Annotated in this window: 20 protein-coding genes; 6 read left to right on the top strand and 14 right to left on the bottom strand. The window is 72.0% G+C overall.

Going from position 1 to position 25,963, the window contains the following annotated elements; all coding sequences use genetic code 11:
- Nucleotides 1–20: 20 nt before the first annotated feature.
- The 7 genes from ACFYPH_RS19530 to ACFYPH_RS19500 form a co-directional block, all read right to left on the bottom strand.
- Complete coding sequence (locus ACFYPH_RS19530) at nt 21–1,772, bottom strand: ATP-binding cassette domain-containing protein (RefSeq protein WP_387183471.1); 1,752 nt, start codon at nt 1,770–1,772, stop codon at nt 21–23.
- Nucleotides 1,773–1,792: 20 nt separating this feature from the next.
- Complete coding sequence (locus ACFYPH_RS19525) at nt 1,793–3,520, bottom strand: ABC transporter ATP-binding protein (protein WP_387183468.1); 1,728 nt, start codon at nt 3,518–3,520, stop codon at nt 1,793–1,795.
- Nucleotides 3,521–3,595: 75 nt separating this feature from the next.
- On the bottom strand, nt 3,596–3,715 hold the full coding sequence (locus tag ACFYPH_RS19520; RefSeq protein WP_013734295.1) for a SapB/AmfS family lanthipeptide: 120 nt from the start codon (nt 3,713–3,715) through the stop codon (nt 3,596–3,598).
- 5 nt (nt 3,716–3,720) lie between these two features.
- On the bottom strand, nt 3,721–6,318 hold the full coding sequence (gene lanKC / locus ACFYPH_RS19515; protein WP_387183465.1) for a class III lanthionine synthetase LanKC: 2,598 nt from the start codon (nt 6,316–6,318) through the stop codon (nt 3,721–3,723).
- Nucleotides 6,319–6,802: 484 nt separating this feature from the next.
- Nucleotides 6,803–7,159 (bottom strand): DNA polymerase ligase N-terminal domain-containing protein, encoded by a 357-nt coding sequence (locus ACFYPH_RS19510; RefSeq protein WP_387183462.1) that lies wholly within the window; start codon nt 7,157–7,159, stop codon nt 6,803–6,805.
- Between the two features lie 68 nt (nt 7,160–7,227).
- On the bottom strand, nt 7,228–8,682 hold the full coding sequence (locus ACFYPH_RS19505) for an alkaline phosphatase PhoX (RefSeq protein WP_387183459.1): 1,455 nt from the start codon (nt 8,680–8,682) through the stop codon (nt 7,228–7,230).
- 154 nt (nt 8,683–8,836) lie between these two features.
- Nucleotides 8,837–9,553, bottom strand: a complete 717-nt coding sequence (locus tag ACFYPH_RS19500) for a TetR/AcrR family transcriptional regulator C-terminal domain-containing protein (protein ID WP_355066549.1) — start codon at nt 9,551–9,553, stop codon at nt 8,837–8,839.
- A 102-nt stretch (nt 9,554–9,655) separates the two neighbouring features.
- On the opposite strand from ACFYPH_RS19500, the gene ACFYPH_RS19495 reads away from it, so the two are divergent.
- The 4 genes from ACFYPH_RS19495 to ACFYPH_RS19480 all read left to right on the top strand — a co-directional run bounded on the left by ACFYPH_RS19495 (nt 9,656) and on the right by ACFYPH_RS19480 (nt 16,427).
- The gene (locus tag ACFYPH_RS19495; protein WP_387183456.1) at nt 9,656–10,639 is read left to right on the top strand and encodes an NAD(P)-dependent alcohol dehydrogenase; all 984 of its coding nucleotides are present in this window, start codon (nt 9,656–9,658) and stop codon (nt 10,637–10,639) included.
- A 294-nt stretch (nt 10,640–10,933) separates the two neighbouring features.
- Complete coding sequence (locus ACFYPH_RS19490; protein ID WP_387183453.1) at nt 10,934–13,171, top strand: ATP-binding protein; 2,238 nt, start codon at nt 10,934–10,936, stop codon at nt 13,169–13,171.
- Nucleotides 13,172–13,301: 130 nt separating this feature from the next.
- Nucleotides 13,302–13,760, top strand: a complete 459-nt coding sequence (locus ACFYPH_RS19485) for a peptidoglycan-binding protein (RefSeq protein WP_387183450.1) — start codon at nt 13,302–13,304, stop codon at nt 13,758–13,760.
- A gap of 312 nt (nt 13,761–14,072) precedes the next feature.
- Complete coding sequence (locus ACFYPH_RS19480; RefSeq protein ID WP_387183447.1) at nt 14,073–16,427, top strand: AbfB domain-containing protein; 2,355 nt, start codon at nt 14,073–14,075, stop codon at nt 16,425–16,427.
- A 63-nt stretch (nt 16,428–16,490) separates the two neighbouring features.
- On the opposite strand, the gene ACFYPH_RS19475 is transcribed toward ACFYPH_RS19480, so the two are convergent.
- The 7 genes from ACFYPH_RS19475 to ACFYPH_RS19445 all read right to left on the bottom strand — a co-directional run bounded on the left by ACFYPH_RS19475 (nt 16,491) and on the right by ACFYPH_RS19445 (nt 21,095).
- Nucleotides 16,491–17,591, bottom strand: coding sequence for a Gfo/Idh/MocA family protein (locus ACFYPH_RS19475; protein ID WP_387183444.1), 1,101 nt, complete (start codon nt 17,589–17,591; stop codon nt 16,491–16,493).
- Entirely contained in the window at nt 17,561–18,271 is a 711-nt protein-coding gene (locus tag ACFYPH_RS19470) for a ThuA domain-containing protein (protein WP_387183441.1), read from the bottom strand. The genes ACFYPH_RS19475 and ACFYPH_RS19470 overlap by 31 nt, the downstream gene beginning before the upstream one ends.
- A 210-nt stretch (nt 18,272–18,481) precedes the next feature.
- Nucleotides 18,482–19,054, bottom strand: coding sequence for a hypothetical protein (locus ACFYPH_RS19465; RefSeq protein WP_387183438.1), 573 nt, complete (start codon nt 19,052–19,054; stop codon nt 18,482–18,484).
- 92 nt (nt 19,055–19,146) lie between these two features.
- Nucleotides 19,147–19,506 (bottom strand): hypothetical protein, encoded by a 360-nt coding sequence (locus ACFYPH_RS19460; protein ID WP_354855523.1) that lies wholly within the window; start codon nt 19,504–19,506, stop codon nt 19,147–19,149.
- Nucleotides 19,503–20,066: a hypothetical protein gene (locus ACFYPH_RS19455; protein WP_354855524.1), complete on the bottom strand. Its 564-nt coding sequence runs from the start codon at nt 20,064–20,066 to the stop codon at nt 19,503–19,505. Before ACFYPH_RS19455 ends, ACFYPH_RS19460 begins: the two co-directional genes overlap by 4 nt.
- Nucleotides 20,033–20,575, bottom strand: a complete 543-nt coding sequence (locus ACFYPH_RS19450) for a MauE/DoxX family redox-associated membrane protein (RefSeq protein ID WP_354855525.1) — start codon at nt 20,573–20,575, stop codon at nt 20,033–20,035. Before ACFYPH_RS19450 ends, ACFYPH_RS19455 begins: the two co-directional genes overlap by 34 nt.
- 10 nt (nt 20,576–20,585) lie before the next feature.
- Nucleotides 20,586–21,095 carry a hypothetical protein gene (locus ACFYPH_RS19445; protein ID WP_387183433.1) on the bottom strand — a complete coding sequence of 170 codons (510 nt, stop codon included), beginning with the start codon at nt 21,093–21,095 and terminating at the stop codon, nt 20,586–20,588.
- Nucleotides 21,096–21,650: 555 nt separating this feature from the next.
- Here ACFYPH_RS19445 and ACFYPH_RS19440 point away from each other — a divergent pair.
- Entirely contained in the window at nt 21,651–24,911 is a 3,261-nt protein-coding gene (locus ACFYPH_RS19440; RefSeq protein ID WP_387183430.1) for a BTAD domain-containing putative transcriptional regulator, read from the top strand.
- Nucleotides 24,912–25,213: 302 nt separating this feature from the next.
- The gene (locus ACFYPH_RS19435) at nt 25,214–25,873 is read left to right on the top strand and encodes a response regulator transcription factor (RefSeq protein WP_387183784.1); all 660 of its coding nucleotides are present in this window, start codon (nt 25,214–25,216) and stop codon (nt 25,871–25,873) included.
- Nucleotides 25,874–25,963: the final 90 nt, after the last annotated feature.

Raw genomic sequence — 25,963 nt, 5'->3', positions numbered from 1 at the left:
GTCGGCTCGGGGCGCGGAGGTCAGCTCAGCCGGGCCCCCGTCCGGGACAGCGCCACCGGATCATCCCAGCAACCGACGAGGGCCCGGTACGTGGCCGATCGGGCCATCAACTGCTCGTGCGTTCCCACCACGGGCTCGTCGCCGTCGAGGACCAGCACCCGATCGGCCCGCAGCGCGGAACTGATCCGGTGCGCGATCACCACGAGACTGCCGTGCCGCCGGGCGAAGGCACTCTCGACGGTCGCCTCCAGCGCCGGGTCCAGGTGACAGGTCGCCTCGTCGAGGACCACCAGCGGGGCGGGCGCCAGCCAGGCCCGGACCGCCGCGATGAGCTGCCGTTCACCGGCGGAGAGCAGAGCCGGCACGACCGGCGCGTCCAGACCGCCCAGGCGCGTCGCCAGGGGGCGCGCACCGAGCGCGGCGAGGGTGACCTCCAGCAGGTCGTCGTCGGCGTCCGGCCGCAGGTAGCGGAGGTTGTCGGCGAGGCTGCCGGTGAAGACGTACGCCTCCTGAGGCACCAGCACTCTCATCCGGGCCAGGTGGGCCGGCTCGGCGTCGGCCACCGCCGCGCCGGCCAGGCGGACCGTGCCCGCCTGCGGCGGCACCAGACCGGCGAGCAGGGCGGCCAGTGTGGACTTGCCCACGCCGCTCGGGCCGACCACGGCGAGGTGATCCCCGTCGGCCAGCGTCAGTGCGAAGTTCCGGAGAACGGGCCGGGCGCGCGGGCCGTAGCCGAAGGTCAGTCCGCGGACCTCGACGGCCGGTGAGCCGTCGACCGGACGGGCCGGCGGGCGCGAGCGCGGCGTCCGGGTGGTGGGAGTGGGCAGGTGGGGTCCATCGGACACCGGACCGGCCCGCAGGATGTTCTCCAGGGTGACCGCGTACCGCAGCCCGCCGCCGCCGATGCCCTGCACCAGCGTGTGCAGGGCCGGTTGCAGGCCGGTGGAGACGTAGATCAGCGCCCCCAGCACCGCGCCCGCCGTCAGTCCGCGTTCGACCAGCCACGGAGCGGCCGAGAGCAGCACGACCAGCGGCAACCAGCCGCCGATGCCGAGGCTGAGGCTGCGGATCACCGCCATCCGGGCGAGGGCGCGTTCGGCGGCGGCCTGTGCGGACACCTGCCGTTCCACGTCGGCCGTGACGCGTGCCTGGGCGCCGCAGGCCAGCACGTCACGGTGACCGGCCAGCGCGGCCGACGCCGACTGGCCGAGCTGCTCACCAGCCCGGACGTACGCGCGCTGGTGCCCGGCCATCGCCGGCAACGCGGCGAGGAACACGGCCAGACCGGCGACCAGCGGCGCGGCGGCCAGCGCCGCCACCACCGGCGCCAGGGCGAGCAGGCCGAGCAGGGCCGCGCCGGCGGAGAAGAGGAAACCGCGGGTCACCATCAGCAGGCCCGCGAAGGTGTCGCGGACGATCTCCATCTGGTGGGTCAGCCGGGTCACGGCCGCGCTGTCCGGGCGGCCACCCGCCCGGGTGGCGTCGCGCAGGGCACCCCGGACCACCTGAGCGGCCACCTCGTCACGGAACGGCTCGACCACCGCGCCGAGGCTGCGGTACGTCCGACCGGTCGCCGCCGCGCCGACCAGCACGGTCACGGCGAGTACCCCCAGCCACGCCAGGCCGTCGAGGAGCCGCCCGGCCAGGAAACCGTCGTCGACGGCCCGGGCGACCAGGAGGCCGGCGAGCAGCGCGGGCAGCGACTCGACGAGCGACCAGCCGCAGAGCCGGGCGAGGTCACGCCGGCGGGCCCGCAAGGCCCGCCAGGTCACCCGTCGTACGCTGGGACGGCTCACGGCCCACCGCCGGCCGGCTGGAAGAGAGCGCGGTAGTCCGGGTCGGCCCAGAGTCGCCGGTGCGGCGCGAGGCCGCGCAGCCGACCGCCGTCCAGCCAGGCGACGAGGTCGGCCGCGGCGGCGGCAGCGGTCCGGTGGGTGACCACCAGTCGGGTGCGCTCGCCGCCGCGTCCGAGAACCGCCTCGGTGATCCGGTGCTCGGTCGCGGTGTCCAGACTGGACATCGCGTCGTCCAGGATGAGCAGCCGCTCGGCGGCGAACGCCCGGGCCAGGCCGAGGCGTTGGGTCTCGCCTCCGGACAGCGGTGTGTCCGCCAGTGGGGTGCGATAGCCGTCGGGCAGACGGTCGATCACGTCGGCGACCGCCGCCCTGCGGGCCCCCCGAAGGACCGCCGGCGTGGCCGGGCTCCCGTCGGCCGGCGGCGTCGCGGACTCGACCGGCAGCGCCAGGCCGATCGCGTCGTGGACGGTCGCGCCGATCAGCACCGGCTGGTCGAACGCATAGCCGACGGCTCGGCGCAGCGTCGCCCCGTCGAGGTCGCGCAGCGGCACACCGTCCAGTAGCACCTCACCGCCGTCGGGGTCGTGCAGCCGTCCCGCCACGGCGGCCAGGGTCGACTTGCCGGCACCGGACGCGCCGACGACGGCCACGATCGCGCCGGCCGGTACGTCCAGGTCGATGCCGTCCAGGATGGGCCGGCCGTCGTCGGCGTGCACGCGTACCCCGCGCAGTCGCAGGGCCCCGCCGCCGGGTGGAAGGGGTCGCCCGCCCGCCGGTGCGGCGGGCTGTTCCAGCAGCTCGGCGACCCGGTGTGCCCCGGCGCGGCTGCGGACCAGGTGGTTCAGGGTGGCGAGCACCCCACCGAGGCCGGCGCCCATGGCCGCGTACCGGACGGCGGCGACCAGTTGGCCCGGCGTGAGCCAGCCCGCGGTCAGGGCGTACCCGCCGACCGCGATGACGCTCAGGTGCAGCAGCGGCGCCACGGCGGAGGTACGCGCACTCGCCCGGGCCAGCAGTTCCCACGCGCGCCGGCCGTGCAGGCCCAGCTCCGGCAGGGCCGCCAGCACCCGGTCCTCCTCGCGGTGGACGGTGGCGGCGGCGGCGATGGTCCGGGCACCGGTCAGCGACTCCAGCAGTCGGCCGGCGATGGCCCCGAGCACCCGCTGGTATCCGGCGGTCGCGGCCGAGGCGTCGGCCACGAAGGCGCGCATGAGGACGGCGAGCAGGCCGAGGCCGGCGAGCAGGGTGATCCCCAGGACCGGTTCCATGATGGCGAGCGCGACGACGCTGCCGAGTGGTGGAAGCACCGCCACGATGGCCAGGACGACTGCGTTGCCGGCCTGTCCCGCGTCGGCGGCCTGGCCAACCAACCGGCCGACGAGATCACCCACCGGATGGCGGCGGGTGGTGCGCACATCCACGGCGAACAGGTGACGCAGCAGGCGCTGGCGCAGCCCGGCGGTGGCGCGTGCCGCACCGAATCCGCTGGCCAGGTCGGTGAGGGTGTCGACGCAGACGAGGACGACGACCAGGGCACCGGCGGACACCGCCCACCAGCCGGAGCCGCCGGCGAGGGCGGCGTCGACGGCACGGCCGAGGGCCGCGGGCAGCAACAGTTCAGCGGCCGCGCCGAGCAACGCGACCGCCGCGAGTCCACCGGTCCAGCCGCCGCCGGCCAGAACCGTCCGCCTCAGCAGCCGGTCCCCCGCCTCGAACGTCGGCATCGGTCCTCCCAGTGCTACGCGGTCGCCCTGGGTGGGCACGTCTGCCCGCCCAGGGCGACCGCGTTCTGCGATGGATCAGTTGCAGGTCGTGACGGAGAGCGAGCTGTCGCCGCAGAGCAGCAGGCTCGCCCGGCTACCGCCACCCGTGCGGTCGGCCGGAGCCATCTCCAGGCCCTGGAGGTCCAGAAGCGCCATGTCGTTCACCTCCCTTCCATCCGTTCGTCGATCCGGTCGCCCCCGCTGTCGCGAGGGAGTCTCTGCGCGCCCGACAGGGGCGCGAGGAAGGGCAGCACCGGCGGCTCGTCGTGTCGCGCACAGGCCAGCGCGTAGAGCACGCCGGCGGTGCCGGTGCCGAAGTCCATGGAGAGCCGCAGCAACTGCTCGCCGGGGAACGCGGTCCCGTCCCGGTACGGCAGCGCGTGCCAGGCCAGCCGGTCCACCTGTGCGGCGAGTTCCCTGCGGTCGGCATCGTGGGCCGAGGCGGCGAGGTAGGCGATGATGCCGGCACGGCCGGCGAAGAGCCCGGACTGTGCGTAGAACGGCGACCGCGCCGCGCGGCGGATCCCCGCGCTGGCCTCGGCGAACCGGTCGTCGGCCCGGTGGCGCAGGTACGCATCGAGGACCAGCCCGATACCGACGCTGCCGTGCGCCAGGTACGGCATCGTCCGCCAGCCCTCGTTGACCTCCAGGGCGCCGTCCGGCCGCAGCACACACCGGCGCAGATCCTGGCGCAGTGCCGTGGCGGCGTGTCCCAGCAGTTCGTCGTCACCGCTGAGCTCGTAGAGCCGCAGCAACATCAGCGCCGGTCCGGTCCGGCCGCGCAGCAGCCCGGCGTACGGATTGCGTCCGCCGCTGACGTCCGGGCCGGGGTCGTCGGCCAGTTGCCCGATCACCCGCTCGGCGGCCCGCCAGGCGGCGTCGCGCAACGACGCCTCCCCGGTGCGCCCGGCCAGCTCGGCCAGGTTGAGCGCGATCCCGGACAACCCGCTCGCCAGGCTGTGGTCGAGCCCGTCCAGGGGCTCGCGCAGGCAGATGTCGAGCACGTCCAGCGCGTCCTGGCGGCGTCCGAGGTGATCGAGGGCGTACGCCACGCCGTGCAGGCCGTCGTAGAAGCCGCAGCGGGTGCCGGACGGTGGCGCTGTCGCCCGCCGCACCAGCCAGTCCTCGTGCTCGGGCCACCGCCCGGCGCCGCTCCTGTCGAGCGCGTACAGCACTCCGGCCGCCCCGTGGGCGAGGTTGAGGCCGCCGCTGCGGAACTGCTCGATGTCGCCGGGGAAGAGCCGGTCGTCGCGCTCGGGAGTGGCGCTCGCCAGGGTCGCCGTGGTCAGTCGGTCCCTCGTGGTGGGCCACTCATCCGCGCCGAGAGCCCCGTGCGGGTCGGCGGCGACCTGGGGGCCACCGGTGATCTCCTCGACGGCCGGGTCGAGGAAGGACCTCGGCACCGGGAAGTTCGCGGCGATGATGTCGGCCAGGTGAGCCGCCTTCGCCGGCGCGAGCCGCACCAGCTGGGTCAGTGGGAGGAACAGCGCCAACCGCAGGCACGCCAGGGCGTACCGGTCGACGGCTGGGCCGGTTCGGTCCCGCGGCGCCGCGAAGCCCTGGTTGCGCAGTCCGGGCCGGCGGTGCCCGGCGATCGGGGCGGCCACCTCGAAGTCGACCAGGGCGACCCGGTCGTCCGGCCGGATCATGATGTTGAACAGGTGCAGGTCCCCGTAGACCAGGCCGCGCTCGTGGATCGCCGCGACGAGGGACTCGACCTGCTCGTGGACGTGCCGGGCCCAGCGGGCGTACTCCGCCCGGTCGTCGTCGGTCGCGTCGGCGTCGATCAGCGGGTACCGGTCGACCAGCACCTTGTTCAGCGGCCGCCCCTCGATGAACTCGAGCGCGAGGAACCGGTGCTCGCCGATGGCGAACTCGTCGTGCACCCGCGGCACCTGCGGCAGGTCGGCCAGTTGCCGCAGGGCCTCGGCCTCGCGGGCCAGCCGGGCGACGGCGTCGGTGCCGTCCGCGTCCAGGCCGGCGTGCGGTCGGGCCTCCTTCAGCACCACCTGGGTGTCGGTACGCAGATCCCGGCCCACGTACAGCCCACCGCCGTTGGAGAAGTGGATCACCTTCTCGATCCGGTACGGCACCTGGTTGGTGCTGGTGTCGTTGCGGGCGGCCAGGTGCGGGCCGAGGAAGTCGGGCAGGGTGACCCAGTCCGGTACATGGAAGACCGGCTCACGGCGATCCGGCACCAGCGTGCCGTTGTCGTCCTCGATCGCCGGCACCACCTGACCGTCGGGCGAGTGGCAGTAGCGGGCGGCGAAGCCGCCGTAGCGCACGTGGACCGGGCCGTCGCCGTAGCGGAGATCGCTGAGGATGTACGGGCCGGTCTCGCCGGTGAGCAGCTCGTCGAGCTCCTTGCAGACCAGCTCCAGCTCCGCGTCGTCGTGTGGGTAGACGGTGATGAACTTGCCGCTGGCCGCCCGGGAGGCGTACTTGGAGTTGCGCAGCAGCAGTGTGCGGGGCCCGTGGAGGAACTTGAAGGACAGGCCGCGGGGGACGCAGTAGTTCCAGACGGCGTCCAGCACCCGCTCGGCGTTCGCCAGGCCCGCCGAGACGTGGATTTTCCAGCCCTGCTGCGGCAGCGAGCCGCCGTCCGGCGCGTAGATCAGCCAGTCGTCGAGCGGCTCGCGGCGCCAGCCGGTCGGGATGGGGCGCTCGGCGGCCGGGAAGACGGGCTGCGCGACGGCGCTGCCGAGCGAGTCGTAGAACAGCCGATCCGCCGCGCAGTAGCTGTCGTAGCGTTCGTCCACCGTCCCGCCTCCTCTCGAACTCGGCCGGCTGTTGTTCCGGCGTTGAATCGAGTTTCGTCGACGGGAGGCGGTGGGTCCCAGTGCGCTTAGTCACTGACTTCGATGCAGGGCGCATCGGTACTCATGACATTAGTCAGGGCCCATGGCGCCGGCTCCACGGATCACCGCGCACCGGCCCGCACCCGAGGCCGCCCACGAACCTCGTCGGCGCTGTTGCGGCTTGACGAGCCCCTGACCTGGGGCTATTCCGATCGGATCGGTGAGGCAGCGCGTTCGTCCGCTCACCGACCTGCTCGTTCTTGACCCCTCGATCGGGTGGAACCCGGACCCCGGTGATTGGTGGGTTAACAGCTACGTCACTCAATCGAAATCGGAGAGGTCATCGCCACCGGAGCCACCGTCACTCTCGGTAGCGACGCCTGGCCCGAGGCGCTCGACGTGGGCGAGCACGCTGATGGGCCCGGCCACGCGACCCGCGCGAGCCTCAGCCGGGTGGCTGCTCCTTCGTCAGGTGGAGCAGCCACCTCTCGCCGGTGCGGATGAGCGCGTACCGCCGGCGGCCGGTACGCCCGTGCAGCGTGAACAGCATCCGGCGGTCGGTGCGGTCGTGCTCCTCCCACGTGCCGATGTCGGCGATCGACTTGTCGGCATCCTCGTAGGTGAGGTGATCAAGGTGGTGATCGGGCACCGCGATCGCGAGCCGGTTGTCGCCGGGACTGTCCGGCAGACCACGGGGAACCGCCCACGAGCGCAGCACACCGTCCTCCTCGAGCCGCAGGTCGAAGTGCGGTCGGGGTTTGCGGTGGTGGTGCAGGACGAAGGCGGGGTGCACCCTTGCCATTGTCGACGACCTCCGCCCCCGCCGCCGGTCGAGCGCCCGTGAGCAGGAAACCGTGCAGGCCTCGCAGGTCAGCCCAGGTACTTCTCCCACGGGCCGGTGATGGCCAGGGTGAGGCCGGGGTCCTGCATGTTGACGAAGAGCACCTTGCCGTCGGCGGTGAAGGTCGGCCCGCAGAATTCCGAATCGTTGAGCTGGTTGCGGGCGATCGCGTACGTCGGCCCGCCCGGAACCGTGCTGAGCACGTGGGAGGCGCCAGCGCCGTCCTCGGCGAGCACCAGGCTTCCCCACGGGGTGACTGTCACGTTGTCCGGGCCGTCGAAGGTGAGGTCGGTGTACTTGACCGGCGTGCCCTCCTCGGACTGGGTCTGGTGCGGGAAGTACGTCACCAGCTGGATGGTCTGGTCCTTGAAGTTGTAGAACCAGACCATGCCGTCGTGCGGCGCGGCGTCCGCCGGCAGGTCACCCTCGTCCCAGGCGTACGAGTTGACCACGTACACGCCCTCGTCGGTGGCCCACACGCCCTCGAACTTGCGTCCCCGGGTGACCTGGCCGTCGGCGAACTGCTCGCGTACGGACGTGGTCCGCGCGTCGCGGTCCGGCACCTCGATCCACCGCACCGGGAAGGGGCGGCCCAGCTGAGCGGAGGTCAGGTAGGCGACGTCCGGCAGCACGGAGCCGTCGTCCATGATGATCTGCATCGCGGCGAGGACGCCGGCGTTCGGCGCGAGGCGGGTCAGCACGCCGGGGCCCAGCTTGACCCCGGCCGGGGCGGTCCAGCGGTAGAAGAGGCCGTTGGGCTCGTCCGCGTCCTCGGAGAGGTAGACGTGGGTCCGGTCCTTGTCGACCGCCAGGGCCTCGTGGGAGTAGCGGCCCAGGCACTTGATCGGCCGCGGGTCCGCGCTGCCGTCGGCCCAGACCTCGAAGACGTACCCGTGGTCCTTCTGGAAGGCGCCGGTGCGGCCGCCCTCCTCCCACTCATCGCCGGCCCGGTCCTCGGTCTCCTCGCAGGTCAGCCAGGTCCCCCACGGGGTCGGCCCGCCGGCGCAGTTGGAGACGGTGCCGGAGAGGGCGACGAACTCGCCCAGGTTGCGGCCCGCACGGTCCGTCGTGATGACTGTGCAGCCACCGGCGTCGACGGCGCCCGCGTCGTAGACCGTTCCCTTGACGTGCGGCACGCCGAACTCGGCGCCGGGGTCGATCTCGTGGTTCTGGATCAGGGTGTAGCGGCCGTGGCCGGCGTCGTAGACGGCCATGCCGTCGTGGTCCGACGGGGTCGTGCCCTGGCCGCGGTCGAGTCGGGTGACGCCGGTCCGGGTGACCACGGTGTAGCTGAAGCCCGCGGGCAGGGCCAGGATCCCCTTGGGGTCGTCCACGAGCGGCGGGAAGGGCACGGGACCGCCCAAGCCCTGCGAGTGCGGCCGACCGGGGCTGGCCTGCGCCAGGGACGGCAGGCCACCGGCGACGGCAAGGCCCACACCGGCGGCGGCGCCGCCAGCGAGGAAGGTACGACGGGAGGAAGGCACGCGGATCAGCTCCTGGTCAAGGCAAGTGCGACGGCTGACAGCCAACTCCGGCCGACGGACACGGACACGTCACCCGGGGGGTCGCGTGGTGACATCGGAGTGAAGAATCAGGGCCGCGCGCCACCCCGCCGAGCCGACGGTGCGGTCCCTCGCCCTACCGGGCCCGCCGCGGCGATGTCCAGCCCTGCTGGTGCAGCCGTTCGATGCCGTCGAGCAGCAGGTCCAAAGCGAACTCGAACTCGAACTGGTCATCGCAGCCCTGCCCCACGACCGACTGGTCGTCGTGGGACGCCGCCCCGGCGATCTCCGCCAGGTGCGGGAACTGGGCGGCGAACTCCGGCGGTAGGGCGGCGGGCGGCTCGGGGCTGGTGGCTCCGGAGCGACCGGCCTGGCGGGAGGCGTCGAACAGTTCCTGGCTGAAGCCCAGCACCCGGCTGCCCATCGTGTGCATCACGTGGTGGGCGAGGTTGGCGGAGAACCCGCCGGCCTTGAAGGTCGCGACCACCGAGTCGAGATAGGCGAGGACGGCAGGCGTCGCCATGCTCCGGGACTCGATCGCGAGCGGCGCCCAGGGGTGCCGGCGCAGCACCTCCCGCGCCGAGAGGATGCGCCGGCGGATGGCGTCCTTCCAGTGGGCGTCGGACGCGGGCGGGTCGATCTGGCTGACGATCACGTCGATCATGCCGTCGAGCAGTTCGTCCTTGTTGGCCACGTGCTTGTAGAGCGCCATCGGCACGACGCCCAGATCCTGGGCGAGGTTGCGCATGCTGAGGGATTCGATGCCGGCCTCGTCGGCGAGCGCCACGGCGGCACGCAGGACGCGATCCCTGCTCAGCGGCGTCCGGCGCAGCGTTTCAGCCTGCTCAGCCATCTCGTCCTCGTCCTGTCCGGCGGTTGTTGAACCATAACCGTCTTGACAGGTGTACGGCGTACACCTACCGTCAGTGTACGCCGTACACCCCAGGGAGGGATCATGAAGGCGATCGTTCAGGACCGATACGGCCCACCGGAAACCCTCGCGCTCGCCGAGGTCGCCACGCCGACGCCCGCCCCGGGCGACGTGCTCGTACGGGTCGAGGCGGCCTCGCTCAACGCGTACGACTGGCATGCCATGCGGGGTGATCCCCGGATGGCGCGGTTGGCGATGGGCCGGACGCGGCCCCGGGCGCGCATCCGTGGCCGCGACTTCGCGGGCCGGGTCGAGGCCGTCGGCGCCGACGTCCGGCAGGTACGGCCGGGCGACGCGGTGTTCGGCGACCTCGGCGAGGCCAACGGGGCGTTCGCCGAGTACGTGTGCGTGCCCGAGACGTTGGTCGCGGCGATGCCGGCGAACCTGACCCCGCAGCAGGCGGCGGCCCTGCCGCTGGCTGGCATCACGGCGCTCATGGGGCTGCGCGACGCCGGCGGCGTCGAGCCCGGCCACCGCGTCCTCATCAACGGCGCCTCGGGCGGCGTCGGCACTCTCGCCGTGCAACTGGCCAAGGCGCTCGGCGCCACCGTGACCGGGGTGTGCAGCACCCGCAACGTCGACCTGGTCCGCTCGCTCGGCGCCGACCACGTCGTCGACTACCACCGCGACGACTTCACCCGCGGCACAGACCGCCACGACGTCGTGTTCGACCTGGTCGGCAACCGCTCACTCAGCGAGCTGCGGCGGGCGCTGACACCGACCGGGACGCTGGTGCTCTCCGGTGGCGGCGTGTACGACGGCGGCAGCCTCCTCGGACCGGTCTGGCTGATCGCGCGCGGACGGCTGCTGGCCCCGCTGGTCCGACACCGCATCGTCACGCTCACGACGACACCGGGCCGGCAACACCTCGACACGCTTCGCGGCCACGTCGAGGCCGGCCGTCTCACCCCGGTCATCGACCGTACGTATCCCCTCCACGAGGTGCCCGCGGCCATCCGGTATCTCGAAGGCGAGCACGCGCGGGCAAAGGTCGTCATCACCATCTGACGGCCGGCATCGCCGGCGGATCGCTGCTCGGCGGCGCCTCCTGCCCGTCTCGGGGGCACGCCCGCTGGCACTCATCGGTGGATTGCTGACGCTGGCCGCCCTCACGCTGCTCGCCGTGGACACGCGGCTGCGCCACAGTGGCGGGTCCGCCCCGACCATGGCCCGTCCCCCCCGGCCAGCCCCGCGGTTACGCCGTAGCCGGACCGCAGTAGTTCCTCCGCTGTCACCACTGACGGGTCTCTTGCGTCGTGTGCCCGATTGTCCGCAGTGACCGCCGCCTATACCGTGATCCCCGTGTTCGGGGAGGCCGTACAGGAGCTTCGGCGTCACAGCGCGCTGACGCAGGAGGATCTGGCCGCGAAGACAGGGCTGTCGGTTCGGCATCTCCGGGATCTGGAGGCAGGGCGGATCGCGCGGCCGCGACCCGCGACGATGCTGTTGCTGGCCGACGCCTTCGGCCTGCAGGGGGCGAAGCGGGACCGGTTCCTCGCCGGGGCGCCGACGCCGGTCGCCTCGAACGGTGTTCCGGCGCAGCTACCCGCGGACGGCTTCGGCTTCGTCGGTCGCGCCGACGCGCTGGCCCGCCTCGACGGGATCCTGGTCCGAGCGGCGGATCAGCCGACCGCGATGGGTCTCGCGATCGTCTCCGGCACCGCCGGGGTGGGCAAGACCGCGCTCGCGGTGCACTGGGCTCATCGCGTCGCCGCGCACTTTCCCGACGGCCAGCTCTACGTCAACCTGCGCGGCTTCGACCCGGGCGGCGTCCCGGTCAGCCCGAGCACGGCGCTCGCCGGATTCGTCAACGCGCTCGCGGGACCGGGCGCCCGTCCGCCGACCGCACTGGATGAGCAGGTCGCTCGATATCGCAGTCTGCTGGGCGGCCGGCGGGTGCTTGTCGTCCTCGACAACGCCGGCGACGCCGACCAGGTACGCCCGCTGCTGCCGGGCGCGCCGGGCTGCTTCGTCCTCGTCACCAGTCGGGACCAGTTCCTGGGTCTGGTCAGCGTGAACGGCGCTGATCCGATCACCCTGGACGTCATGTCCGGGGCCGACTCCCGCGAACTGCTGACCCGACGCCTCGGCGCGGAACGCGTCACCGCCGAGCCCGAGGCCGTCGACGCCATCGTCAGCGCCTCCGCCGGGCTGCCCCTGGCGCTGTCCGTCGTCGCCGCCCGGGCGGCCATCCACAGTGGGTTCCGCCTGATGGACCTGGCGGCGAGTCTGCGCCCGGTGGCCGGGCGCCTGGATGCCTTCGACGGCGGCGAGCCGGTCACCGACCTGCGGCTGGTCATGTCGTGGTCGTACCGGACCCTCGACCCGCCGACCGCCCGGCTGTTCCGTTTGCTGAGCGTCCATCCGGGCCCGGACTTCGCCGTCGCGGCGGCGGCCAGCCTCGCGGGGATCACGCTCGCGCAGGCGCACCGCCACCTGGCCGAGCTGACTCGGGCACACCTGCTCACCGAACACCGCCCCGGTCGGTACACGTACCACGATCTGCTGCGCGCGTACGCCGCTGAGCTGACGGCCGCGGAGGACAGCGACGCGAGCCGTCACGCCGCCCGGTCCCGCCTGCTCGACCACTACCTCCTGGTCGCGTACGCCGCCGACGAGCTGGTCTATCCGCAGCGGGACCGGCTGCCGATCGACCCACCGGGGCCCGGGGTCGCGCCGGTGGCGCTGGCCGATCGCGACGCGGCCCTGTGGTGGTTCACCGACGAGCACCCGGTGCTGCTCTCGGCCCTGCGGCTGGCGGCCAGCCACGGGTTCGACCGCCACACGTGTCACCTCGCCTGGGCGATCACCACCTACCTCAACCAGCGCGGCTACTTCCAGGACTGGACCAGCAGCCTGCGGACGGCGCTGTCGGCGGCCGTCCGGCTGGCCGACGACCGGGCCGAGGCGTACGCCCACGGGGTGCTCGGCTTCGCCGACATCGCGCTTGCGCAGTACGCCGACGCGCAGCGCCACCTGGAGCTGGCGTACGACAGGTACCGGCGGCTGGGCGACCTCGCCGGGCAGGCCCGGGTCGAACTCAACCTCGGGTGGATCTGCGACCGGACCGAGCAGCCCGAGCAGGCCCTCGCCCACGCCCTGGAGGCGCTGCGCCTGCACCGGCAGGCCGGACACGTCACCGGCCAGGCCTTCGCGCTGAACGCGGTCGGCTGGTCCCACAGCCAGCTCGGTGACCACCACGCCGCGATCGAGAGCTGCGAGCAGGCACTGACCCTCTTCACGTCGGTCGACAACGTCCTCGGCCAGGCGATCACGTGGGCCAGTCTCGGGCACGCCCACCTGCAGCTCGACGCCTTCACGGAGGCGGTCACCTGCCACCAGCACGCCGTCCGTCTGCGTCGCGAGATCGGTCATCGACGGTTGGAGGCGGACGCGTTGGTGAGCCTCGGCGACGCTCACCTGGCCGCAGGCGACGCCGGTTCGGCCCGCGTGGCCTGGCAGCAGGCGCTGGACATCCTCGTGTCGCTGCGGGAGGCCGACACCGGCGCGATCGAGGCCAAGCTCGCCTCGCTGCGCTGAGGGGCCCCGAAGTGCCGGTCAATCTCCGGTCCGGCTCCTGTCCGGGCACCGCGGCGGACGAAACGATGGTGAGGCAAGCCGCGCACCGCAGCGTTGCGCGTGCGACCCACACCTCGACCTGGGGGTTCCCATGCTCCGACGTCTTTCTCGCCTCGGCCTCACCGCCATGCTCGCCGTCACCACCGTGGGCGGCGCGGTGGCGATCTCCTCGCCCGCCCAGGCCGCCCTGCCGCACTGCAACGGTGCGGGCGTCTACACCTCCACCTGGTCCGGCGCCCGCGGGGCGACGGCCTGGATCCCGGCGTACGTCAGCAGCACCATCAACTTCAACTGCCTGCTGACCCGCGGCGACCACAGCTCCGGCGTCGGTGAACTCCAGCGGACGTTGACGGGGATCTACGGGAGGTACCTCGGCCCCAACGGAGTCGACAACGACTTCGGCGGCTACACCCAGAGCGCGTTGCGCAGCGTCCAGGCCGACCTCAGAATCTCCGCCGACGGCGAGTACGGGCCACAGACCCGCGACCACCTCTGCTGGCGGTGGACGGGCAGCGACAACTCCTGCATCTGGCTCAACAACAACCACTGAGGACGCGCGGGGCGCGCCACGGGGCGCCCCGCGACCGACCGCCCCGGCTCGGAGCCGGGGCGGTCGCCGTGGCCGAGGTACGACGATCGAGAACAAAACCGCGAGCATTGACGATCAGCAATTGACTGAGTGTCCAGGGTGCCTCTATAACGTTGTACGGGTGGTGATGGATGTCAATCGGATCACCATCGCCTGTGGGTGGAGATCCCGCCGACATCCGCCGTCCGCGTTCGAGAAGCCACCCGATGCCCACCGCCCCCGCGCTGCGGGCTCAGCTGCACGGCCCGCGGCGACCCGCCCCTCGGAGACGGCATGACACGTCAGGTCCCCGCCCGCCCCGCCCTGTCCCTACTGCTCATCCTCACCCTCGTCGTCGGCGTGTTCGCCGCACCGGCCCGACCGGTGCGGGCCGCCCCGGCCAAGACGCCGCCACTGACCACCCCGTGGACCAGCCAGGCGCTGGCCGGGACGCCCCTGCCGGAGTACCCGCGACCGCAGATGACCCGACCGGACTGGCTCAACCTCAACGGGGAGTGGCAGCTGCGCCAGTCCGGCACCGACGACGCCCCGCAGTTCAACACCGACCTGCCCGAGCGGGTCAACGTGCCGTTTCCCGTGGAGAGCGCCCTCTCCGGTGTCCAGCGGGCCGCCAGCGACAACCGCAACTACCTGTTCTACCGACGCACCGTCACCGTCCCGTCGAACTGGTCCGGCCGGCGGACCCTGCTGCACTTCGGCGCCGTGGACTGGCAGAGCACGGTCTGGGTCAACGGCGTGCGGGTCGGCGCGCACACCGGCGGCTACGACGCCTTCACCTTCGACGTGACCCCGCAGCTCAACGGCGGCGTGAACGAGATCGTGGTGAAGGTGTGGGACCCGACCGACACCCGGCAGAACGGCAGCCTGCCCCCGATCGGCAAGCAGACCAAGCAGCCCGGCGGGATCTTCTACACGCCCAGCTCCGGAATCTGGCAGACGGTGTGGATGGAGCCGGTGCCCGCGGCGTCGATCAGCAGCGTGGACGTCTACCCGAACCTGGGCACCAACACCCTGCGGATCCGGGTCTTCACCCGGGGCGACGTGAGCGGGCACAGCGTGCTCGCCGAGGCGCTCGACGGCGCTACGGTTGTCGGCTCCGCCACCGGCGGCTTCACCGACTTCAGCGTCCCGGTGCCGAACGCCCGCCGCTGGTCACCCGACGACCCGTTCCTCTACAACCTGCGGGTACGCCTGCGCAACGCCGGCGGCGCGACGGTCGACCAGACCGTCCACTACTTCGGCATGCGGGAGATCACCACCGGCATGGTCAACGGGGTGCTGCGACCGAAGCTCAACGGCCAGTTCGTCTTCCAGGTCGGCACCCTCGACCAGGGCTTCTGGCCGGACGGCCTGTACACCGCGCCGACCGACGCCGCCCTCGCCTTCGACCTGCAGAAGCACAAGGACCTGGGCTTCAACATGGTGCGCAAGCACATCAAGGTCGAACCGCAGCGCTGGTTCTACCACGCCGACCGGCTCGGCCTGCTGGTCTGGCAGGACATCCCGTCGCTGACCGCGCAGAACATCGACCCCACCGATGCCCAGCAGGCGCAGTTCGAGAGCGAGGCACGCGAGATCGTCGACGAGCACCGCAGCTCCCCCGCGGTCGTCGCCTACACGCCCTACAACGAGGGCTGGGGCGAGCGCGCCCTGGCCGACACCCGCCGCGTGGCGCAGAACATCAAGAATCAGGACCCGACCCGGCTGGTCAACCCGCACAGCGGGCACAACTGCTGCCAGTCCCTCGGTGACCCCGGCAACGGCGACATCGACGACTGGCACGTTTACCTGGGTCCGGACTCACCCTCGCCATCGAGCGGCCGGATCGCGGTGCTCGGCGAGTTCGGCGGCCTGGGCCTGCGCACACCGGGCCACGAGTACAGCCCGAACGGGCAGTTCTTCGCCTACGAGTGGCAACCCACCTCCGCTGCCCTCACCGACCGGTACGTGGGGCTGGTGGAGGGTGCGCAGAACCTGATGCTCGGCAAGGGACTCAGCGCCTCGATCTACACCGAGATCGCCGACCAGGAGGGGGAGTTGAACGGCTTCCTCACCTACGACCGGCAGGTGGTCAAGATGGACCAGGCCCGCGTCCGCGCGGCCAACACCGCCCTCGTCAACGCCTCCCGGACGATCGGCAGCTCCGCCCCCGTCGCACTGCCGGTCAACACCCGGCGTTCACTGCAGGTGACCACCCCCGGCTACACCAACCGGTACCTGCGGCACCAGAACAGCCTGGCGTACACCGAGGTGGTCGACGCGGGCAGCTCGGCGCTGCTCAAGAACGACGCGACGTACACCATTCGGCCCGGCCTGGCCGACGGCGCCTGCTACTCCTTCGAGTCGGTCAACTATCCCGGTCAGTACCTGCGGCACCAGGACTCCCGGGTCCGCAACTCGCCGAACGACGGGTCAGCGCTCCTGCGGGCCGACGCCACCTGGTGCGCCCGGGTGGGGCTGACCGGAAACGGCGTCTCGCTGGAGTCGTACAACTTCCGCGGGAAGTACCTCCGGCACTACAACTCGGAGGTCTGGCTCAGCAACGGCACGGGCGGTGACGCCTACAACCGGCCCACCCTCTGGGCCGCCGACAGCACCTGGAACATCGCCGCCCCCTGGGCCCCCTGACGGCGGCGGACCGTGCTCTGACCAACGGTGCGGGCCGGCGGAGAGCCGCCGGCCCGCACCGGGTCACTTCTTCCAGCCGTTGACCGGAGTGAGCGGAACCGGTGCCGGCCGCTGCGCCACAGTCGTCAGCTCGATCCGCCGGCCCTCGGCCGCCGAGACGAGCAGCGAGGTCATCGTTTCGAGTACGTGCAGCGCGACGTCGCCGCCGGCGCGGGGCGGGCGCTGGCCGTCGGCGGTGACCAGGTCGATCAGCCCGATGCCGCGGGAGCCCTCGACGTAACCGGCCAGTGGTTCGAGAACGCGCCATTCGGTGCCGCCCAGCGGAAAGACGCGCACGTCCCCGTCGAACATGTTCGGATCGGGTACGGCGAGCGTGCCGGTCTCCCCGTGCACCTCGATCGGCGCGGCCGTCGTCGCGACGCCGTCGAAGCTCGTGGTGATGGTGGAGAGAGCACCGTTGGCATGCTCAAGCACACCGGTCACGTGGGTGTCCACCTCCGCCGGGACGCGCTGGCCGTTGCGCGGGCCCGAGCCGATGACACGCTCGGCGCGCAGGCGGCTGGCGGCTCCGACGACCGCGCGAACCGGCCCCAGCAGGTGGACGAGCGCTGAGATGTAGTACGGCCCCATGTCCAGCAACGGGCCGCCGCCCGGGGCGTAGTAGAAGTCGGGGTGGGGATGCCAGCGCTCGTGTCCCGGTGTGACCATGACGGCCGTCGCCGACAGCGGGCGTCCGATGAGACCGCCGTCGATCGCCGCCCGTGCCGTCTGCGTACCTGTGCCGAGGACGGTGTCCGGCGCGCACCCGACGTGGACGCCAGCCGAGGAGGCCCGTTCGATGATCGAGCGGCCGTCCGGAAACGTCACGGCCAGTGGCTTTTCGACGTACACGTTCCTGCCCGCCTCGATCGCGCCGAGTGAGATCTCGGCGTGCGCCGCGGGGATCGTGAGATTGAGAACCGTCTGCACCTCCGGACGGGCGAGCAGACCCTCGACGCTCAACGCCTCGCTGCCGGGAATCGTGGCCGCGACCGCGGCCGACCGGGAGGCGTCGAGGTCGGCCAGCGCGACGATGCGCACCGCGGGGTGGTTCGCGAGGGTGTCGAGGTACGCGCGGGAGATGACCCCGAGACCTACGATACCGACGCGGTGCGGGTCGCCCACACCATCCCCCTCTCGATGACGGTACGGACGTTCGCGTCCTCCAGCACGTCGAGGCTGTGCCCCGGTGTCGTCACGACGATGCGCCCGGCACCCCAGCGTCGCGTCCAGATCGCCGGCGAGGTGACCGGCCGGTGCCATGGATGCCACGCCTGCGTGGGATGGGTGGTGACGGCCAGGATGTCGATCAGGTCGTCGTGCAGCACCCAGTACTGCTCGGTGACCAGGTCGAAGTCCTCGATCCCCGCGGTGATCGGGTGCTCCCGGCCGAGGTCGGTGATGCACACCGTGTGCGGCAGGAAGTTGTCCTCCGGGCCGCCGTGGCGCTCGCACGGCTCCTTACCCGGGTGGGTCGCGAACTGGCCGCCCACCAGATGCAGGTACTCCGACGACGCGCGGAACGCGTCCACGATCCCGCCGTGCCAGCCGGTGAAACCCGTGCCGGCGATGACCGCGGCGCTCAGGCCCGCCACCTGGTCAGCGGTGATCTCCGACATCGTCATGCACTGCACGACCAGGTCGGTGTCGGCCATCTCGGCGGCATCGGCGTAGATCTGGGTCGACTCCTCGACCCGTACGGCATAGCCGCTGCGTTCGAGGAAGGGAATGAACAACTCCGTCGCCTTGACCGGCTGGTGCCCCTCCCAGCCGCCCCGAACCACGAGTGCTCTCGGCTGCGCCACCCTCGCTCCCCTCCACGCTCCGTCGCCACCGGGCCGGACGTTCCCGCCCCGGCGACATGCCGTCGGTGCCCGTACCTGTCGAGCACAGAAACCGTACCCGTGGTCGCGGGCCGGAGTCGCGGAGCAGTCGCGGGGGGCGGACGGGCGGACGCACCGTCATCGGGGTCGCGCCGGTTCGGCCGGGGCCCCACGTCGGGCCCCGGCCGAATCTCAGATCACGGACGACACGACCACCACCATGGCCGGCAGCAACGCCGTGGCGACCGCCGTTGACTGCACCAGCCGCCGTGGCCCCGGACGCCCCAGGTCACTCACGCTTCCATGACCGGCGAGAATCGCCACGACCAGTGGACCGGTGAACGCGCCACCGAACACCAGACCACTCCACTGCGGAGCGACGTTGAGCAGCGCCGCCACCAGCAGCACCCAGGTCGTCGCCGACACCCGGAACGTGCTCCACATGAGCCCGGTGTCCAGACCCCAGATCATCGGCGGAACCCACCACGGGATGTTCTCCCGATGGCCCAGTTCCTTGGACGTCTGTCGGCGCAGCCCGGGGGCGTACGAATCCGTCCGGATCGCGTGTACGTCGAAGGCCGCCGCCACCAGTGCCGCCACGAGACACAGCCCCACGGTGAGCTGGGCATCGAGCCGCCCGGCGAACAGGGTGCCGACCTGGTACAGCGACGCGGTGACGAAGCCCGCCATGGCGATGTGCGCGACGGACAGTACGGCGACGAAGCGCAGACCGCTTCGGACGAGACGGGACGAGTCCCCTTGCACGAAGGGGCGGATGACTCCGATGAAGGATTGGCCTCAAGGGCTGAAGAGCTGGGCGAAGCCCGCCACCGCGGCGAGCACGATCGTCCACAGAACTACCATACGTACCAGATCGAGCAGGCGAACGGACCGGACCAGCACGAGGTCTTGCTCTTGCTGCACTCACCGCAGCCGTACGTGCGGCTGCCGCTGGTGCAGGTCCAGAACGTGCGGTAATAGCCCGACGGGCAGGTGTAGCGATCGGGTTCGACCGCGTAGTGGCACCGGGTGCAGCTGGCCAGCGAGCAGCAGGGCGACCCCAGGCAGTCGGCCACCGCCGGGGATGCCTTCAGTACGGTGGCCAGGCCGGCGACGACCGCGGACGCCGCGCCCATGAGCGCGAATCGGCGGCTACGACGGCGGTCGGTGAGCACCGCCGTCTCGGTCGGTGTCACGCACTCCATCTGATTGGTCATAGCCGTACGGTTCCTTCCTTGGCGACGGGCAGGCGGGACGGGACGGTGCGGGCGTTCAACAGCGGTTGCAGTTGCCGGAATGACGGCAGTGTCTGGGCCAGGAAGGCCTCACCCGAGCGGTAGAGGACCACCGACGGGACGGTGTCGATGCCGATCGCCCGCGCGACATTTTCCTCGACATCGATGGTCGCCCGGTCGATCGGTATGTTCAGTCCTTCGAGCCAGGCGCGGCCCTCCTGCTCGGAATGCGCCTGCTGCAGGACGATCCACACCAGTTCCAGGTCCTTGCGGCGCAGGCCCTCCGCGATTGACCGGCAGGTCGTGCAGGACACGGACAGGAAGAGCAGCGCGAGATGCGGCTGCGCGTCGAGCCGTGCCGGGAGCCCGACCAGGGAGGGCCTGATCGAGTCGTCCATCGGGATCGGGATCGGCGACGGGTTGTCTTCGAGCTTGAGGGACGTACGGATCAGTTCGAGGGTTTGATATTGGTCGATCAGCGCCAACACGCAGATCCCCATCAGCACGCTCAATGCGGCGACGACGACCCAGAGGAAGCCCATTGACTCTCCAACACTTTGAGGTAGCTCCAGCTCCGCAGGGCCAGAGGCAACAGCTGACGGACGACGGTCGCCAGGCACAGCACCAGCGCCGTCACCGCGACGGCGTCCGGACCGACGAGCAGATCTGATGAGTCGCGGTGCGCCGTCCAGGCGACGGCGAGCCAGATCGGGAGCAGCGCGAGCTGCGTCCAACCCAGCTTCGCCTCGGACGTGCCGCCGAAGCAGGCACAGCGCACCGAGGCGCCCCGTGCCAGAGCGATCGACGCCGCACCTGCGAACGACGCGCCGAGCGCGATCACGAGGCCCGCTGTCACCCAGGCGCGCGGTGCGGTCAGCAGGAGGACCGCGGTGACCAGCTCCACGCCGCTGACCAGCAAGGCCAGGACGCGCGGACGCGGCATCCTGAGCGCGACGAGCGTGCGACGGAAGGCAACGGGCGCGGCGAGCTTCTGACCCGCCGTGTAGAGCAGGACTGCTGCCGCGACGATCCGCACCGTCGCGTCGATCATCGGCACCAGCTCAGGCCGGGACGACCGCGAGGACCTGGGCGTCGGCCAGTTCCGTGTCCAGGACGCAGACCCGCACCCGCCGTGCAGTCCGCTTGTCGAGCAACGGCGAGGCGACCAGCCGCTGGCCCGCGACCGCATAGCCGCTGCCGTCGCGCTTCGGCACTCCGGTCACCCAGTGCACCACCGGCACGGCGGCCACGGCGAGGCCGGGCCACAGGTCGGTCACGGTGACCAGGTCACCCGGTCGTGGGGCGATCCCGTCCGGGAAGCCGGCGAACGGAACACGCTCCGCCGCCCGGATCGCGGTGCGGTTCGCCACCTTCGGCGTACCCACCACGGCGCCGCCGGCCGCCACCGCTGACACGCGGGCCAGCTCACCGCGCGAGCCGGCCTGTGCCGCATCCGTCCCCGGGTCGGCCGATGCCGACTCGCCCGAGACAGCCACCACGGCGACGGTCGATCCCACCACGGCACCAACGCGGAGGATCTGCCGCCGCGATAGTCCCTTTTCCTGGTTCATGCGTACTCCTCGGATCTGGTCCCTGAGGACGATCTACCGGTATCGGCGCCCGAATCGAGCGAGAACCCGCGAGTCCGGAGCGACGCCGCGGCGGACTGGGGCTGCTCGGTCGACCACCCCGCCGGGGTCGCCTCGACCGTGCTGCTGATCGACCCCCGGCGCGCCCCCAGTGCGCTCCGGACGGTCCTGACACGACGGTGCCTCCCGAGGTGGTGACGACGGCGTCCGGACGATGGAGAGCATCGATGTGTCTCCGGACATCGACGCTGCTCTGGATCACTCCCATCACCGTTTCAAGAGAACAATTCAGGGGTCCAGGTTTCGGCGGTGTTCTTGAACAGATCTTGACCGAAGCAGCCACGACAAGTGGCGGCCGCACCGCGCCGAGCTTGTCCGTTGTGGACTCCAGGTCCCGAAGGGCGTTGAGACGCCTCGGCAGGAGCGTGACCGACGACACGGACGGCTGATTCAGGGGTGGGCGTCGATGGGCCGTCGGCTGCGTGTCGATGGTGAGATCATTTCCAGCGTCGTGGATTCCTACGGATCGGACCGGGCGTGGACCAAGCGGAGGACGGCCTGCAGATCCGGCTGCTGGGTCCGGTCGGCGTGTGGCACGGCACCCGCTGGCTGGGCCCGTCGGCCGCGCAGCAACGCACCGTGCTGGCCATGCTGGCGTTGGAGTGCGGAAACATCGTTCCCATCGACCGCCTGGTGACGGCACTGTGGGGCACGGCACCGCCCGCATCGGCTCGTAACGCGGTACAGGGCTGCGTCTCCCGACTACGGGCCCTGCTCAACTCGGTTGACCCGCCACGCACAGCCGAGCTGGTGGGGGTGGGGACCGGCTATCGGCTCACCGTCGACCGGTCCGCGGTGGATCTGCACGACTTTCGGGATCTACTGCGGTCCGCGCGCACGTGCGAGCCGCAGCAGGCTCGTGAGCTGGTCGACCGCGCTCTGCGCCGATGGCGGGGGCCGGCGTTGGCGGACGTCGCCGGCCCGTGGCTGGACGAACTCGTCGCCCCACAGCTGAACGAGGAGCGGTTCGCGGCGGTTGAGCTGCGAGCCGACCTCGACCTCCGGCTGGGCCGGTACGGTGACATCGTCGACGATCTGTCCGACCTCATAGCCGACAACCCGGCCCGGGAGCGTCTGGCGCTGGCGGTGCTCATCGCGCTGCACCGGTGCGGCCGCCGGGTCGACGCGCTGACCCTGTTTCGTCGGGTCCGCGAGAACCTGGTCGAGAGGCTCGGCATCGAGCCGGGCGAGGAGCTCCAGCGGGCCTATCGCGCAATGCTCGCCGGCGCCGAGCCCGCCGCGGAACCCGCGGGGCAGCGGGTGCGGGAACCGACGGGCGTGGTGCCGCGGCAACTGCCGGCGGCCACCCCCGGCTTCGTCGGCCGCCGACGCGAACTGGCCCTCCTCGACGAGGCGCTGAAGGAGCGGGCGGCGCCGGTCGCCGTCGTCTGCGGCCCAGCGGGGGCAGGCAAGACCAGCCTGGCGGTGCGGTGGGCGCACGACGTCCACCACCATTTCCCCGACGGACATCTGTTCGTGGACATGCGCGGGTTCCACAGTCGTCCACGCCGGACCCCCGGTGAGGCGCTGCCGCTGCTGCTGGACGCGCTGGGCGTCACCGCCGACCGGATACCGGCCGAGCCGGACGCGCAGGTCGCGCTGTACCGTTCGACGCTCGCCGGTCGACGCGTTCTGCTCGTACTGGACAACGTCGCCGACGCCGACCAGGTGCGGCCACTCATTCCGGGCGGCCCGGACTGCCTGGTGGTGGTGACCAGCCGGGACCGGCTCAGCGGCCTGGTCGCCCGGGACGGTGCCGCTCGGCTCACTCTCGACGTCCTACCTGCCGCCGACGCGGTGGAACTGCTCGTCGGCACCGCGGGGGCCGAGCGGATCAACGCCGACCCGGCCACTGCTCGGGAGTTGGCCGAAATCTGCGGGCACCTGCCGCTGGCCCTGCGCATCGCCGGCGCCCGCCTGGCCGACCGGGCGCACGTGAGCGTGCGCAGGCACCTCGACGAGCTGATCGCGCGGGGCCGGGTCGCGCAGCTGCGGGTCGAGGGTGACGACAGCACCGCCGTCCGGGCCGCGTTCGAGCTGTCGTACCAGGCGCTCCCGGCCCCAGCAGGTCGGGTGTTCCGGCTGCTCGGACTGGTGCCGGCACCGTCCGGCCTCGCCGTACCCGCGGCCGCGGCGTTGACCGGCCTGCCCTGCGACGATCTCGAACCGCTCATCGACACCCTCGCCCGACTGCACCTGATCCGAATCACCCGGGCAGCCCGGATCGTCAGCCACGACCTGCTGCTCGAGTACGGAGCGCAGCTCGCCGCCGAACATGGCGACGCGGCCGACAATGCCGCCGCCGTGCACCGGCTGCTGCACTTCTACCTGCATGCTGTCGCCCGGGCCAGCGCCGCGCTGAACGGCCCGTCGCGGCTACGGCTGCCGCCGGATCCACCGCCGACCGGCGTACGGATCCCTGAGCTCGACGAGCAGACACCCGCCCGCGAATGGCTCGGTGCGGAAACGGCGAACCTGGTGGCGGCGCTGGAACACGCGGCTGCCGACGGCCGAGACCGGATGGCGTGGCAACTCGCCCACGCCCTGTACGACTTCCTCCGCATGCGGACGCCGCTGAGCCAGTGGCGGTCGATCGCCCGGACCGGGCTCAAGGCGGCCCGCCGCGACGGCGACCTGCGCGGCGAGGCGGTGATGCGACAAAGCCCGGGACTGCTGAACTGGCGTACCGGCGATCTGCGCGCCGCCCGCGCCGAGTACGAGGCGGTCGCGGCGCTCGCCGCCCGAGCCGATTGGCAGGTCGGCGCCTCGGCGGCACACTGCAGCATCGGTATCGCACTGGCTCAGCTGGGCCGGCCCCGGGCCGCGATCAGCCGGTTCGAGCAGGCTCTCGTCATCGATCGGGAGATCGGCGACCGCCGAGCCGAGGCCGGCACGCTGGCAAACCTGGCGGCCGCCTGCGAGGAGGTGGGCGAGCTGGCTGCGGCCGCACGGCACGGCGAACTGGCGATGGGGTTGCTGCGGGCGACCGGCCAACATCTGGGCGCCGCCGTGGCCAGCGAGAACCTCGCGCTGGTGGCCCGGGAGCTCGGCCGGCTCGACGAGGCGCGGACGGCAGCGGAGGAGGCGGTGCGCGTCGGCCGGACGATCGGCGCCCGGCACGAGGAGGCCGCTTCGCTCACCACGCTCGGCCGCGTGCACGGTGACGCGGGACGCTACGCGGAGGCCGAGGAGGTGCTCCACCTCGGCCTCGACATCGTCCAGGGACTGCCGGACGGCCGACTGGAGGTGGTCACCCAGACCGCGCTCGCCGAGGTACTGCTGCGGCAGAGCCGGCTGGCAGAGGCGGGCCGCCGGCTCGATCTGGTGCTTGACCTGGCGGATCGGACCGGCAACGAGCGCGCCCGGGTCGAGGCGCTGATGCTGCTCTCCGATCTCAGCGCGGCCCGCAAGGAGTTCGACAGCGCCCACGAGCACGCCACCGGTGCGATGGCGGCGGCCCGCGCCGGTGGGTACCGGCTGGTGGCCGGTCAGGCGCGCAGCCGCCTCGCCGCCGCGAGACTGGGCCTCGGCGATCCCGCGGGGTGCCTCGTCGAGGGCCGTCCGGCGCTGCGCGTCCAACGCCGGGCAGGGCAACGTCTCGCGTACGCCCGCACGTTGATGACCGTCGGCGGCGCGTACGCGGCGCTGGGCCGTCCGTCGGCGGCTCAGACCCGATGGCGGGCGGCACACGAGCTGTTCCGGGAGATCGGCGCCGCCGAGGCGGCACCGCTCGGCTAGCCGGGACGCCGGTCAAGACTCTCTCAAGTTCGATCGCGACGCCTCGACTGCGAGTCCCTCAAGGACCAGTATTCCGGGCGGAGCAACCATGCCTCGCGCCCTCGACGTCCGACCCTCCGATCGCCACCTCAGCCAGAAATCAGCGCCGGCTCAGCGCTGTCGGCTGTTATTCGCAGCGGAACGTCCCCCCCGTCGTTCGGGACTGACGAGGTGCGTCGACGACGTCGCCGGCCGCCCTGGCCGCCGGCGATCCCGCTCTCGCCCCGCGCCGGGTGGGCGCCGCGACGACGACAGGCGGGGCGATGCGGATCTTGCTCGTGGAGGACGACCGGCGGATCTCCGCGGTCCTGGGTTCGACGCTGCGCCGGCACGGTTATCAGGTGGAACACGCGTCGACCGGTGCCGCAGCGCTCGTGGCGGCCCCCTGCGACCTGGTCCTGCTGGATCTCTGTCTGCCGGACGGCGACGGATTCGCCGTGTGCCGGGCGCTGCGGGAACGCAGCGCCGAGCTGGGCATCATCGCGGTCACCGAACGGGGCGAGGAGCGCGGCGGCATCGTCGGCCTGCGGATGGGCGCCGACGACTACGTCGTCAGGCCGTTCGCGATGGACGAGCTTCAGGCGCGCATCGAGGCGTTGCTGCGGCGAACAACACGGCAGGGTCCGCAACCGTCCGACGTCATCGACGTCGGAGGGTTACGGATCGACCTCTCGGCCCGCACGGTCCACGTGGACGCCCGGCCGGTGTCGTTGACTCGCAAGGAATTCGACATCCTGGCCTCGCTCGCCCGCCGGCCCGGCCTCGCGCTCACGCGCGAGCGCATCATGCTGGACGTGTGGCAGACCACCTGGTCGGGCCGGCACACCCTGGCGGTCCACGTGGCGGCGCTGCGCGCCAAACTGGGTCGGCCCGAGTTGATTCAGACGGTACGGGGACTCGGCTACCGCCTCCCCGCCGAGTGAGGCCGCCCGGTCACCGAGGATCGGGAGTTACCCGATCGTCGGGTGAGCTGGGCACCGGCGACCATCAGTTTGCGTGGCACGCATATTTGC

The sequence above is a fragment of the Micromonospora sp. NPDC005252 genome (assembly GCF_042872475.1).
GTDB lineage: Bacteria > Actinomycetota > Actinomycetes > Mycobacteriales > Micromonosporaceae > Micromonospora.
Note: the sequence above shows the minus strand (reverse complement) of the source record. Positions and strands in the feature narration are given on the sequence as shown.